The sequence below is a fragment of the Halorubrum hochsteinianum genome, from assembly GCF_023702125.1.
GTDB classification, from domain to species: Archaea; Halobacteriota; Halobacteria; order Halobacteriales; family Haloferacaceae; genus Halorubrum; species Halorubrum hochsteinianum.
The window spans coordinates 126,814-139,724 of record NZ_CP098415.1 but is presented as its reverse complement, the minus strand read 5'-3'; the positions used below and the strand labels follow the sequence as shown (position 1 = coordinate 139,724).

The 12,911-nt window shown below is 68.8% G+C and carries 14 protein-coding genes and 1 pseudogene; 1 reads left to right on the top strand and 14 read right to left on the bottom strand.

Annotation, left to right across the window (positions count from 1 at the left end):
• Positions 1 to 5: 5 nt before the first annotated feature.
• The 14 genes and pseudogenes from NAF06_RS00735 to NAF06_RS00670 all read right to left on the bottom strand — a co-directional run bounded on the left by NAF06_RS00735 (position 6) and on the right by NAF06_RS00670 (position 12,089).
• Positions 6 to 1,574 carry a TrkH family potassium uptake protein gene (locus NAF06_RS00735; protein WP_008586010.1) on the bottom strand — a complete coding sequence of 523 codons (1,569 nt, stop codon included), beginning with the start codon at positions 1,572 to 1,574 and terminating at the stop codon, positions 6 to 8.
• Between the two features lie 103 nt (positions 1,575 to 1,677).
• Positions 1,678 to 3,180, bottom strand: a complete 1,503-nt coding sequence (locus NAF06_RS00730) for a TrkH family potassium uptake protein (protein ID WP_008586011.1) — start codon at positions 3,178 to 3,180, stop codon at positions 1,678 to 1,680.
• Between the two features lie 7 nt (positions 3,181 to 3,187).
• Complete coding sequence (gene trkA / locus NAF06_RS00725; protein WP_008586013.1) at positions 3,188 to 4,525, bottom strand: Trk system potassium transporter TrkA; 1,338 nt, start codon at positions 4,523 to 4,525, stop codon at positions 3,188 to 3,190.
• A 100-nt stretch (positions 4,526 to 4,625) separates the two neighbouring features.
• A pseudogene (locus NAF06_RS00720) lies at positions 4,626 to 5,552 on the bottom strand (mechanosensitive ion channel family protein).
• Positions 5,552 to 5,797, bottom strand: a complete 246-nt coding sequence (locus NAF06_RS00715) for a YhbY family RNA-binding protein (protein WP_008586020.1) — start codon at positions 5,795 to 5,797, stop codon at positions 5,552 to 5,554. Before NAF06_RS00715 ends, NAF06_RS00720 begins: the two are co-directional and overlap by 1 nt.
• A 97-nt stretch (positions 5,798 to 5,894) precedes the next feature.
• Positions 5,895 to 6,359 carry an SHOCT domain-containing protein gene (locus NAF06_RS00710; RefSeq protein WP_008586021.1) on the bottom strand — a complete coding sequence of 155 codons (465 nt, stop codon included), beginning with the start codon at positions 6,357 to 6,359 and terminating at the stop codon, positions 5,895 to 5,897.
• Between the two features lie 63 nt (positions 6,360 to 6,422).
• Positions 6,423 to 6,929, bottom strand: a complete 507-nt coding sequence (locus tag NAF06_RS00705; protein WP_008586023.1) for a DUF5797 family protein — start codon at positions 6,927 to 6,929, stop codon at positions 6,423 to 6,425.
• Entirely contained in the window at positions 6,926 to 8,227 is a 1,302-nt protein-coding gene (gatA, locus tag NAF06_RS00700) for an Asp-tRNA(Asn)/Glu-tRNA(Gln) amidotransferase subunit GatA (RefSeq protein ID WP_008586025.1), read from the bottom strand. The genes NAF06_RS00705 and gatA overlap by 4 nt, the downstream gene beginning before the upstream one ends.
• Positions 8,228 to 8,530 (bottom strand): Asp-tRNA(Asn)/Glu-tRNA(Gln) amidotransferase subunit GatC, encoded by a 303-nt coding sequence (gatC, locus tag NAF06_RS00695; protein WP_006628735.1) that lies wholly within the window; start codon positions 8,528 to 8,530, stop codon positions 8,228 to 8,230.
• 51 nt (positions 8,531 to 8,581) lie between these two features.
• The gene (locus tag NAF06_RS00690; protein WP_008586028.1) at positions 8,582 to 9,010 is read right to left on the bottom strand and encodes a DUF5788 family protein; all 429 of its coding nucleotides are present in this window, start codon (positions 9,008 to 9,010) and stop codon (positions 8,582 to 8,584) included.
• A 96-nt stretch (positions 9,011 to 9,106) separates the two neighbouring features.
• Positions 9,107 to 9,622, bottom strand: a complete 516-nt coding sequence (locus NAF06_RS00685; protein WP_008586030.1) for a universal stress protein — start codon at positions 9,620 to 9,622, stop codon at positions 9,107 to 9,109.
• 88 nt (positions 9,623 to 9,710) lie between these two features.
• A complete protein-coding gene (locus NAF06_RS00680) occupies positions 9,711 to 10,865 on the bottom strand; it encodes a pyridoxal phosphate-dependent aminotransferase (RefSeq protein ID WP_008586032.1) in 1,155 nt (384 codons plus the stop codon).
• Positions 10,866 to 10,893: 28 nt separating this feature from the next.
• The gene (ribH, locus tag NAF06_RS00675; protein ID WP_006628740.1) at positions 10,894 to 11,298 is read right to left on the bottom strand and encodes a 6,7-dimethyl-8-ribityllumazine synthase; all 405 of its coding nucleotides are present in this window, start codon (positions 11,296 to 11,298) and stop codon (positions 10,894 to 10,896) included.
• A 476-nt stretch (positions 11,299 to 11,774) separates the two neighbouring features.
• A complete protein-coding gene (locus NAF06_RS00670; RefSeq protein WP_008586034.1) occupies positions 11,775 to 12,089 on the bottom strand; it encodes a hypothetical protein in 315 nt (104 codons plus the stop codon).
• A gap of 115 nt (positions 12,090 to 12,204) precedes the next feature.
• Here NAF06_RS00670 and msrA point away from each other — a divergent pair, with 115 nt between their 5' ends.
• Complete coding sequence (gene msrA / locus NAF06_RS00665) at positions 12,205 to 12,744, top strand: peptide-methionine (S)-S-oxide reductase MsrA (RefSeq protein ID WP_008586037.1); 540 nt, start codon at positions 12,205 to 12,207, stop codon at positions 12,742 to 12,744.
• The last annotated feature ends 167 nt before the right edge of the window (positions 12,745 to 12,911 follow it).

The window sequence follows — 12,911 nt, the reverse complement described above, 5'->3', positions numbered from 1 at the left end:
CCGACTCACCGACCGTCGACCGCGGAGATGAACACCGCGAGCACCGGGACGATCTCCAGCCGCCCGATCCACATCAGGAATATCATCAGCAGCTTCGACGTGTCCGGGAAAAAGAGGTAGCTCCCGAAGGGTCCGAGCCGTCCGAACCCAGGCCCGATGTTCCCGATGGTCGCGAGCGAAGCGCTGATCGACTCCAACACCGACAGCTGGATCCCCACCCGCGTGGTGTCGAGCGCGATGAACACCGCCGAGAGCGCGAACAGCACGATGTACAGCAGGGTGAACGCCATGATCCCTCGGATCGCGTCCTCGTCGACGACGTTCCCGCCGAGACGAACGGGCTGGACGACGTCCGGGTGTGCGGTGGTGAACAGCTCGCGCCGGATCGCCTTCACGGCGATGATCCAGCGGACGACCTTGACGCCGCCACCGGTCGATCCGGCGGAGCCACCGATGAACATCGTAAACAGGAGCAGCACCTGCGCGTGCGTGTCCCACTGTGCGAAGTCGGCGGTGGCGAAGCCGGTGGAGTTCAGAAGCGATCCGATCTGGAACGCGGCCTGCCGAAGAGAGTTCCCGGCGACGCCCTGCGTCGTCCCGCCGAGTTCGATCGGTGGGGCGGCACCGCGAAAGAGGAGCACGGCGAGCAGCGCGGTGACGACGGCGAGCGCGCCGGCGTACGCGCGAAATTCGGCGTTCTCCAGCATGACTTCGACCTCGCCGCGCAAGACGTGCCAGAACAGCGCGAAGTTGACGCCGGCGACGACCATGAACGGGATGAACACCCACTGGACGACCGCCGAGAACGCACCGATGCTGTCGGCCTGCGGCGAGAACCCGCCCGTCGGAAGCGTCGAGAAGCCGTGCGCGACCGCGTTGTAGAGATTCATGTTGTCCGCCATTCCGAGCAGGTGAAGCCCGTACAACAGGACCACGAGGAGGACGGTGAAGCCGAAGTAAATCAGCCAGAGCGCGCGCGCCGTCTCGGCGATCTTCGGCGTGAGCTTCTGGAGCTCCGGTCCGGGCGCTTCCGACTCCATCAGCTGTGCGCCGTTGACCGCGACCTCGGGAAGGATGGCGATCATCAGGACGATGATCCCCATCCCGCCGAGCCACTGGGTGAGCTGCCGCCACATCAGCAGCGCGTGGGAGTGCCGGTCGACGCTGATCTCGCCGAGGACCGTCGCGCCCGTGGTGGTGAACCCGCTCATCGACTCGAACAGGGCGTTGACGACCGACTCCGTGAACGCGCCGACGGACCCGACCTGAAGGCCGACCGTCGAGGCCGTGCCGTAGCCGGCGAGGAGGTACGGGATCGTCCCGATCACCGCGGCCGCGAGCCACGCGAGCGAGACGAAAAGCAGCGCCTCGCGGGGCCCGAGATCCGGGTCCGGATCGACCCGCTCGACCGCCAGTCCGAGCGCCGCCACGAGCGCCAGCGAGACGAGAAACACCCAGATGTCCTCGCCGTACGCGACCGCGACGGTCAGCGGAACCAGCATCGTGAGCGCGAGATACTTGATCCCGACGCCGAGAAGCCCCACGCTCGCCTTCCAGTTGACGCCCCACGACATAGTTACTCGATCGATCCGGCAGTCGCCCGTTCGCTGTATTAAACTGTCGAAGGGGACACGGAACCGGCGTCTCGGCGGCGCGCCGGCGTCAGTCCGCGGTCGGTCACGACGTCCAGAACGCCTTCGTGAACAGCACGAGCACTGGAATGATCTCGATCCGGCCGATCCACATGAGCACGACCATCACGGCGCGGGTGCTGAGCGGGAACGTCGCGAACGTGCCGTACGGTCCCGCGTCGCCGAAGCCGGGACCGATGTTGAGGAACGTCGTCGCCGCCGCCCCGAGCGCCTCGAACTCGTCCACGCGGAGGTCCGCCCGCTCGGCGTCGACGACGATGACCACGGCGAGCAGGAAGAAGATCACGATACTCAACAGGAGGTACGCGTAGATGTCGCGGATCGCGCCCTCATCGATCGACTTCCCGGAGATCCGGACCGGCCGCACGGATTCGGGGTGGATCGCGGTGTAGAGGTTCCGCTTGAACGACTTCAACGCCACCAGCCACCGCAGCGACTTGATCGAACAGGTCGTCGACCCGACCATCCCGCCGATGAACATCCCCATGAACAGCATGTGCTTCGCCGCGGGTGCCCACAGCACGTAGTCGGTGCTGGCGTACCCGGTCGTCGTCACGATCGACGCGACGTTGAACACGGCGTGGCGTATCGTCCCTTCGACGCCGAACGTGGTGGCGGGGTCGAAGAAGAGTCCGAGCGCGACGACCGACGACAGCGTCCCCATCGCGCCGAGGTAGAAGTGGAACTCCTCGTTGCGGAGGAGCCGCATCGGCTCGCCGTTGATCGCGAAGTAGATCAGGACGAAACTGGTCGACCCGATCACCATGAACGGGACGACGGCCCACTGGATCAGCGGGTGAAACGCCCCGACCGACAGCGGTTCGGGAGAGAAGCCGGCGGTCGCGACCGACGTGAACGCGTGGGCGACCGCGTTGTACAGGTCCATCTGCGGGTCGACGGCGAGCCCGAGCCCGAAGTACACGACGACCGCGAGCGCCGTGAGCCCGACGTAGATCCCCCAGATGAGCTGTGCGGTCCGCGAGATCTTCGGCGTGAGCTTGTTGACGTCCTGCGTCTGCGACTCCGACTCCATCAGCTGCGCGCCCCCGACGCCGAGCTCGGAGAGCACCGCGGTCGCTAAGATCAGGATGCCGAGGCCGCCGAGCCACTGGATCACCTGCCGCCACATCAGCACGGACCGGGAGTGTAGCGAGAAGTCCCGGAGGACGGTTGCGCCCGTCGTCGTCAGTCCGCTCATCGACTCGAACATGGCGTTGACGGGGTGCGCTATCGTCCCGACGCCCGCGATCACGAACGGGATCGCCCCCACCGCGGCGACGAGGAACCATATCAGCGCCACCGCGAGGAACGCTTCGCGGGGCCCGAGGTCGACCGAAGGGTCCTGAACCGTCCGGAACGCCGCGCCGAGCGCGAGCGTGACTGCGATCGCCGCGAGGAAGGGGATGGGCGACTCGCCGTAGTAGAAGGCGACGAGCAGCGGAAAGGCCAGAGGAACGGACAGGGCCGCGAGGACGTCTCCGGTGAGCCCCACGCTCGCCTGCCACCCGACGCGGATCTTGGCGTTCACGGGTTTCTCACGCCATCGAGGCGATGTCGCTCACGGAGTCGGACTCCACGAGCAGTATCACGTGGTCTCCGGCCTGAAGCACGGTGTCTCCGCGGGGAGTGACCAGTTCGTGGTTGCGCGTGATCGCGCCGATGACGAACCGCACGTCGCTCTCCGCGACGATCTCCGAGATCGGCCGCCCGACGAGTCCGCACCCCTCGGTGAGTTCGAGTTCGAGGACCTCGGCCTGGTCGTTCTCCAGCACGGCGATGTTCTCGGCGACGCTCTCGTAGGTGAACCGCGTGATCTCCTCGGCGGTGACGGTGCGGGGGTTGATCGCGATGTCGATGCCGATCTCCTCGAAGACGGTGACGTAGTCCGGACTGTCGACGACGGCGATCACCCGGTTGACGCCCAGCCGCTTGGCGAGCACGGAGACGAGGAGGTTCTTCTCGTCGGAGCGGAGCGCGGTGACGAGGATGTCGGCCTCGTCGACGTGCTCGCGGGTGAGGAACTCGGTGTCGGTGGCGTCGTGTTCCATCACGACGGTGTTCGGGAGGTTCTCCGCGAGCCACCGGGCGCGGTCCGCGTCCTGTTCTATCAGCCGCGGCTTGAACTCGCGCTCTTCGAGCAGTCTGGCCGTCTGATACCCGATCTCGCTGCCCCCGACGACGACGATCTCGTCGGCCCGGTCCGGCGTCGTCTCCGGGGCCACGTCGGTCGCGAACGACTGGACGCTCTCCGGGCTCCCGATCACGACCGCGCGGTCCCCGACGGCGATGCCGGTGTCGCCGCGCGGGATCGTCATCTCGCCGTCGCGGAACAGGCCGACGAACGTGAGCGACTCGAAGCGGTCGGCCTCGGAGACGGTCTGTCCGGCCACCGGGCTCCCCTCGGCGATCTCGAACTCGGCCATCTGGACGAGTCCGCTCGCGAACGGGTCGACGTCGATCGCGGCCGGCAGGCCGATGACTCGCACGATGTTCTCCGCGGTCAGGAGGTCGGTACACACCATGAAGTCGACGCCGAACGCGCCCTCGTTGCCCTCCCACGTGCGGAGGAAGTCGGTGCTTTTCACCCGGGCGATCGTGAACCCGTCGCCGAGGGTCTTCGCGGTGCCGCAGGCGACGAGGTTCGTCTGATCGTCGTCGGTACAGGCGATGACCATGTCGGCGCGGCCGACGTCGGCCGCCGTCTGGATCTCGGAGGTGGTCCCGTCCCCGGCGATGGTCAGCACGTCGAGTTCGTACTTGAGCTGTTCCGCCCGGTCGGGGTCGACGTCGACGACGACGACCTCGTGGTCCGACGCGAGGCTCGCGGCGATGCTCGTGCCGACCTCGCCGGCCCCGATGACGACCACATGCATGGGCACAACGAGTTACCCGACCCTCAAGTTCGTTACTATCGCGCCGCCGGGGTCGCAGGGGGGCTCGCTACGAGCCGCCGCCCGGGTCGCAGGGGGCCCGCTACGAATCTGTGCCGGGTCCGGGCTCGCCCGGCCCGCCGAACGACGACGGCTCGGACCACGCGTCGCGCCCGGAGACGGTCCGCTGCGGGAAGGGGATCGAGATCCCCTCCTCGTCGAACCGCGCCTTGACCGCCTTCACGTAGTCGGCGCGGGTCTTCACGAAGTCCGCCCGGGAGGGGTCGTCGATCCAGATCCGCGACTGGAGGCCGACGTACGAGTCCGCGAGTTCGGTCAGTCGGACCGACGGCGCGGGGTCGTCCAGTATCGCCTCGTTCTTCTCGGCCTCCTCGACGATGATCTCCGTCGCGCGCTCGACGTCGTCGCCGTAGTCGATTCCGAAGACGAACTTTAATCGCAGCGTCTTCTTCGCGACCGGGTTCTTGATCACGTCGCCGGTGAGCACGTTGTTCGGCACCGTGAGCAGTTCGTTGTCGAACGTCCGGACGCGCGTGACGCGGAAGGAGATGTCCTCGACGACGCCGGAGTTCCCCTGCCACTCGATCCAGTCGCCGATGCGGAACGGCCTGTCCGTGTAGATGAACACGCCGGCGACGAAGTTCTTGATCACGTCCTACAGGGCGAACCCGACCGCGAGCGTCGCGGCAGCCGCGACCGTCGCCAGCGAGCGGAGGAACCCGCTGTAGCCGGTCGCCCCGAACGCGACGGTCACGCCGGCGAACAGCACGAGGAAGGTGACAATCTTCCGCAGCGGGCGGCGCGCGTGCTCGTCGAGCCCCTGCCTGTCGAAGACGCGGCCGACGAGCGGCGCGACGAGGGCGCGGTTGAGCAGGAAGACGGCGACGAACACCGCGAGGAATATCGACGCCGAGACGACGAGCCCGGCGAACGGCCCGAGGAACGGCTCCAACGCGTCGGTGACCGGTGCCGTGGGTGCGGTTCCGGGCGCGACCGCCGAGGTCGCCATTAGTGGAGCACCGCCGTGTTCCCGCGCGTCTCGATCAGCTCGGCGTCGACGGCGTCGACCAGTTCGTCGGCCAGCTCGTCGGTCGTGGTTCCGCCGCGGGCCGCCCGCAGGAACTTCACCTTCACCAGCTTGCGGTCGTCGAGCTGGTCGCCCAGCTCGTCGACGACCGAGTCGATGCCCTTCTTGCCGACCCAGACGGTGACGTCGAGGTCGTGCGCCTCTTTCCGGAGCTCCTGATCGCTCATACGCGGTGGAATCGGCCGCGCGCATTGAAGCTTGAGGTTCGGCCGCGCCGCGGTCCCGGGCGTCGGGCCGGCGACTCGGCGCGTCGCCGCTCCGCGATCATCGTTCGCGTTCGACTTCGGGGTCTCGGACCGCTTCGCGGTCGCGTTTCGCCTCCCGATTCCGCTCGGTCCACTCGGCCGCGTCCTCGGGCGTTTCGGTCGCCAGAAGCCGATCGAGCTTCCGCTCGAACTGCTCGTCGGTGAGGTCGCCCTCGGCGTACCGCGTCCGCAGCCGCTCCAGCGCGTCGGCGGTGTCCTCGCTGCGTCGTTCGTCGCGCCCCGCCCCCTCCCCGCGTTCGACCCGGACCGAGCCGGACTCCGACTCGACGTGGATCAACTCGGACTCCTCGTCGAATAGCATCGAGACGACGGGGACGATCACGATGTACCCGAACAGCATGAACGGGAGCCACCAGCCGAAGTCGGCGAGGAGCGCGGCGAGCCAGACCCCGGTCACGGTCGTCGCGGCGATGCCGCTCGCGTTCTCGCGGAACCGCTCGCTGAGGGTCGCGTCGTCGGCCATCGGCCGAACCGTCTCCGGCGTGGTACAAAGTCGTGTCGGCGGCCGCTCACCGCCAACGGCCTCCTACTCGCTGATCTCGACCGTGATCTCGTCGCGCGCGACCGCCAGCCGGAACGTCGGGACGGTCCGGTAGACGACCTCGACGACGTTCTTGCGTTCGAGGCTGCGGAGCGCGCGCCGCACCGCGTCGACCCCGGGGTCGTCGTCGTACGCCTCCCGGAGCGCGTTGAGCACGCTGACGACCGACTGCGAGCGCTCGTCCGGGCCGGCGAGCACCTCGACGACCCGCGCCTCCAGTTCCGGGACGCTGATCCGCTCCGGCACGCCGCCCTTCGCGACCGCGTCGGGTTCGACGCCCGGCTCGACGTCGACGAGGTCGTTCGCCTCCGCGGTCGTGCGGATCAGGCTGTCGTCGTCGCGGTAGTAGTACTCCTTCAGGTGGTCTTCGAGGTAGCCGTGGACCTCGCTGCCGCTCTCCATCTCCCACGCGTCCTGTAGCTCGCCGTTCTTCGTCGGCTGGAGGCGGACCACGTCGGCGAGCCGCTCGCGCTCCTCGTCCGTGAGGCTCATCGCTCCTCGACCGCGCTCGCGGCGCGAACGATCGTCTCCTCGCCGAACTTCGGGCCGACGAGCTGCAGCCCGACGGGGAGGCCGTCGGCCTCGCCCGCGGGCACCGATATCGCGGGGAGGTTCGCGAGGTTGGCCGGGGTCGTGTTCGCGTCGGCGAGGTACATCCGGAGCGGGTCGTCGAGGCTCTCGCCGAGCTCGAACGGGAGGACCGGCATCGTCGGCGAGGCGATCACGTCCACGTCCTCGAACGCCGCCTCGAAGTCCTGCCGGACCCACGCGCGGGCGTCCTGCGCCTTCTCGTAGTACTTGTCGTGGTAGCCCGCCGAGAGCGCGTACGTGCCGAGCAGGATCCGGCGTTTGACCTCAGCGCCGAAGCCCTCCTCGCGCGTCTCCGCGAACGACTCGTTCCAGTTGCCGTCCGAGTCGCCCCGGTGGCCGTACCGCACGCCGTCGAAGCGCGCGAGGTTCGAGGAGGCCTCCGCCATCGCGATCACGTAGTACGCCTGGACCGCGTGTTCGACGGAGGGAAGCGAGATCTCGGTCGTCTCCGCGCCCCGCGCCTCGAGGTCGGCGATCGCCGCCTCGACCGTCTCGACGACGCGCTCGTCGGCCCCCTCGAACAGTTCGGTGGGGACGCCGATCGTCATCCCGTCCACGTCGCCGTCGGCGGCCGCGGCGTAGCTCGCCGACGGGTCCGCGCCCTCGATTTCGCTCAGGTCGCGCGTGGTCCCGTCGTGGGGGTCGTCGCCGGCGATGACGTCGAGCGCGGCAGCCGCCTCCTCGACGGTGCCCGCGATCGGGCCGATCTGTTCGAGCGAGTTCGCGTACGCGATGAGCCCGTACCGCGAGACCAGCCCGTAGGTGGGCTTGATCCCGACGACGCCGCAGAACGCGGCCGGACACCGCACCGACCCGCCCGTGTCGGAGCCGAGCGCCACGTCCGCCTCGCCAGCGGCGACCGCGGCCGCGGAGCCGCCGGAGGAGCCGCCCGGCACGCGGTCGGTGTCGACGGGGTTCCGCGTGGGACCGAACGCGGAGGTCTCCGTCGTCGTCCCCATCCCGAACTCGTCCATGTTCGTCTTGCCGACGACCGTCGCGCCCGCCTCGGTGAGGCGGTCGACCACGGTCGCGGAGTAGGGCGGCACGTAGTCGGCCAGCATCTCCGAGCCGCAGGTCGTCCGGATCCCCGCGGTGGAGATGTTGTCCTTCACCGCGACGGTCGCGTCCGCGAGGGGGCCGTCGACGTCCGCGCCCTCGATCGTCTCCTCCGTCACGAAGGCGTTGATGTCGGCCGCCATCTACGACACCTTCGGCCCGACGAAGAAGCCGTCCTCCGTCTCCTCGGCGTTCGCGAGCGCCTCCTCCTGCGAGAGCCCCTCCTCGATCTCGTCGGGGCGCATCACGTTGACCAGCTCCTCCTCCCGCTCCGTCTCGGGGACCTCGTCGAGCGCCTCGAAGTACTCCAGGATGTCGCCGAACTGCGCCGCGAACTCGTCGACCTCGTCGTCGGCGAGCCGCACCCGCGCGAGATCGGCGACGTGTCTGACCTCTTCGGCGTCGACGGCGGCCGCGCCGTCGTCGGACGCTGCGGTGTCGCTCATACCCGAACGTACCACGCGGGCGGCGAGTAAGGGTTTCGGAAGGGCGCGCCGTCACCGCACCTGGTCGACGAACGCGAGCCAGCGCTCGTGGCTCTCCAGCGTGTCTGCGTGGTGTTCGTCGGCGAAGCCGGGGCGGCGGATCCCTTCTAAGGCGTTCAGCGCGCGGTCGATCCCGATCACCTCCTCGGCGATCGACTCGGCCGTCTCGCGGTCGAGGGCCGCCGTCTCCAGCCGCTCGACGCGCCGCTCTCGCTCGGTGCGGAGCCGCTCCCTCGCCGCCGTGACCTTCCGGTCCGTCGCCGGCGGCACGGCGTCGACCTTCCGGGTCTCGACGATGAACGCGGAGAGGTCGACGGGATTCCCGTCGATCTCGATCTCGTCGGGGACGCTCGCGCCGACCGTGGCGCTCTGGCTGTTCACGCGGTCGAGGAGGGCCTCGCGCTCCGAATCGGGGATGGAGGGTGCGTCGGCGTCGCTCACGGAAGCGAGTACTCGATCCGGAGACAAAAATCGTCGGTGCGGGCGACGCGGTCGGTCTCGCGGCCCGGCGACCCCGCGGTCGGCGGCCCCGCGGCCTCACTCCGGCTCGTCCGCGCGAACCGTCACGACGGGCGCGTCCGACAGGCGCACCACCTTCTCCGTGACGCTGCCGAGGAGGTACCGCTCGATCCCCGTCCGGCCGCGAGTGCCCATCACCACGAGGTCAACGTCGTTCGCGTCGGCGTACTCCAAGATCGCCTCGTGCGGCGTGCCGGTCGCGACGGCGGTCTCGGTCGCCACCCCGCCGTCCCCGACCTTCGCCGCCGCCCGCTCGACGATTTCCTCGCCGCGCTCGGTGAGCGCCGCGCGCGTCTCCGCCGCGTCGCCCCCCTCGCCGAGCATACCGCTGTCGTCGGGGACGGGATCGGCACGCACGCCGGACCCCTCGTCGGCGAGGAACGCGCCGCTCAGTCCGTAGTCGGCGTGCCGGGCGTCGACGACGTACAGCACGTGAACGGTCGCGTCGAACGCCCCGGCCATCTCCCGGACGTGATCGACGGCGGTCGCCGCTCCCTCGCTCCCGTCCGTCGGGTAGAGAATACGCTCGTACATGACATCACCCCGCTAAAGTTCGAAGAGTCGGGTAAAAAGCGTTGGCGTGAGGCCGGGCGCGAGGGCCCGGAAGCCGCGTCCGGTGGGCCTACAGCAGGTCGTTCGCGACGAGCCGGTCGACCGCCTCGCGCAAGCGCTCCTCGCTCGCGGCGTAGGAGATACGGGCGTGGCCGTCGGCGTTAAAGGCGCTGCCGGGGACGCAGGCGACCGCGGCCTCCTCGATGGCGCGCTCACACCACGCCTGGTCGTCGTCGTCGACGGGGATCATCATGTAGAACGCCCCGTCGCCCACGTCGACGTCGACGCCGTGCTCGTCGAACAGGTCGACGAGCAGGTCGCGGCGGTCGGCGAAGGCGTCCCGCATCTCCTCGACGGACTCGTCGGTGTTCTCCAGCGCCTCGATCCCCGCGCGCTGGACGAAGTTCGTCGCACAGGAGACGGAGTGGGAGTGGAGCTTCCCCGCCTCGCCGACGAACTCGTCGGTGGCGTGGAGATAGCCCAGCCGCCAGCCGGTCATCGAGTACGCCTTCGAGAAGCCGTTGATCGTCACCGTGCGGTCGGCCATGCCGTCGAGGCTCGCGAGCGAGACGTGCTCGGCGTCGTAGATGATGCGCTCGTAGATCTCGTCGGAGATGACCGCGACGTCGTGTTCGACCGCGAGGTCGCGGACGCCCTCCAGCGCGGCCTCCGAGAACACCGCGCCGGTGGGGTTCGACGGGGAGTTGACGACGAGCAGTTCGGTGTCGTCCGAGACCGTCTCCGCGAGGTCGTCGAGGGCGGGTTCGAGCTGGAACCCGTGCGGCGCGAGGTCGACCCGCGAGAGCTCCGCGCCCGCGAGCTTCGCCATCGCCTCGTAGGAGACCCACGCCGGATCGAGGAGGACGACCTCGTCGCCCCCGTCGATCAGCGTCTGGAACGTCTCGTACAGCGCCTGCTTGCCGCCGGGCGTGACGATGACCTCGTCGGCGTCGGCGTCGATCCCGGTCTCGCCGAGCTTGTCCGCGATCGCCTCCTTGAGTTTGGGGATCCCGTTCGAGGAGGTGTATCCCGTGTGCCCCGCGTCGAGGGCCTCCTTGCCGGCCTCGACGACGTTCGACGGGGTGTCGAAGTCCGGCTCGCCGACCGAGAGGTCGACGATGTCGGCCCCCTCGGCCTCCTTCTCCGCCGCGAGGTTCGATATCGCCAGCGTCGCGCTGGGTTCTACGCGCCCGATCCGCTCCGAGAAGTCGTATGCGTCGCTCATGTGTCGTGTGTGGTCGGCTTCGTGTCTGTCAGTCCAGTTCCTCGGCGAGGTCGATGGCCGCGTTCGCGGCGTCGGCCCCCTTGTCGATCCGCTCGCGCGCCTCCGCGCCGGACATCCCCGGGCCGCTCACGCCGAACGCGACCGGGGTGTCCCGGTCGAGGCTCACGTCGGTGAGCTTCTCGGCGGTCGCGTCCGCGATGACGCGGTCGTGGTCGGTGTCGCCGGTGACGATGGCTCCGACGACCGCGACCGCGTCGACGTCGTCGCGGCGCGCGAGTCGGTCGGCGGCCAGCGGGCTGTCGTACGCGCCCGGCACGCTCAGTTCGTCGACGACGACGGCGTCGCGGTCGGCCGCCGCCTCCCGGGCGGCCTCGGCCATCGGCTCCGTGACGGAGTCGTTGAACCGCGCCACCACCAGTCCCAGCGAGACCATACCGGAACTGGTGCGGGCGACGGCAAAGGTCTACCGTTCGACCGCGGGGTTGCCGGGCGAACTGGTTCGGGACGGGGCCGGAGTCCGACAACGAGTGTTCGGGAACCGAACTGCGATGGCGCGTGCCGACGAGCGCCCGGAGGGCGCGAGTCGCACGCGCGAGGGACGCGGCGACCGGAGCGAAGCGAAGGGAGCCGCGAGGGTGGGGAGGTATGAGGCTGCGGTTGCGGTGCGGGGCGGGACTCGAAAGGGCATGCGCGAGGGCGACGCAGGCGTTCACGAGAGCGGAGCTCTCGTGAGCCAATCAGAACGCTTCGCGTTCTGATGACGACGCAAGCACCGCAGCGAAGGAGCGGTAGCGACTGAGCGAGGAGCACAGGGAGCGTGCGTCGCCCTCGCGGCTGGGGCTTCGGCGGTCCCGGTCGTGACGAGAGCAGTCGCGTATAACCGAGCGCCCGGAACTTCACGGGTCGCGGTCAAGATGCCAGCCGAGACGCGATCGGGTCGCGTCCCCTCCACACGACGTAGTACCCGTAGCACGTCAGGGAGAGAAACCCGACCAACAGCGAGAGAGCGACGAGGATTCCGACCGGACGGGGGAAAGAGACGAGGGTACCCTGTTCGAGCCCGATCACGACTCGGAACCCGAACCAGAGGACGAACCCGGAGAGGAAGTACCGCTTCGCGCGGTTGGTTTCGGTCACTCTGTCGGCAATCAAGACAAGACAGATCCCGAACAGCGGAATCAACAGCGAGATCACGTTCCCCTCGCCGCCGAGCCACGCTATCATCGAGCGGGGATCGCTGCGCCACGGAGATATGTCTTCGGGTCGGCGTCCCGTCGGAAACGGTTTCTCCGCCTCGTTCCGCGCGCCATTAATACGTCTGCGACGCCAACGAAGGAGTATGACAGACACCGAGACGGCGACGGTCGGCGGCGGCTGCTTCTGGTGCACCGAAGCGGCGTTCAAGGAACTCGACGGCGTCGAGAGCGTCACTTCCGGCTACGCGGGCGGCCACGCCGAGGACCCCACGTACCGCGAGGTGTGTACCGGCAACACCGGCCACGCCGAGGTCATTCAGGTCGAGTACGACCCGGACGCGCTCTCCTACGGGGACGTTCTGGAGATCTTCTTCACCGTCCACGACCCCACGCAGCTCAACCGGCAGGGCCCGGACGTGGGGAGCCAGTACCGCTCGATCATCCTGACGCACGACGACGACCAGCACGAGGCCGCGACGCGGTACGTCGAGGCGCTCGACGAGGAGGGCGGCTACGACGACGACGTGGTCACCGAGGTCGAGCCGCTGGAGACGTTCTACCGCGCCGAGGAGAAGCATCAGGACTACTTCGAGAAGAACCCGGAGGACGCCTACTGCTCGATGCACGCACAGCCGAAGATCGAGAAGGTCCGCGAGCGCTTCCGGGAGAAGGTGACGGCGTAATCAGTTTCCTCCGGTATCGGCTGCGCGAATTGGCTCCGTGCTGACACGGCGAGGATCGTCAGGGCTTCGGCAACTCGCCGCTGCCCGCTTCTCACCGATCACACGACAACCGAAGCCCCAGTCGCGAGGGAGTCAGAGGCGACGCAAGCACCGCAGGAACGAGCGGA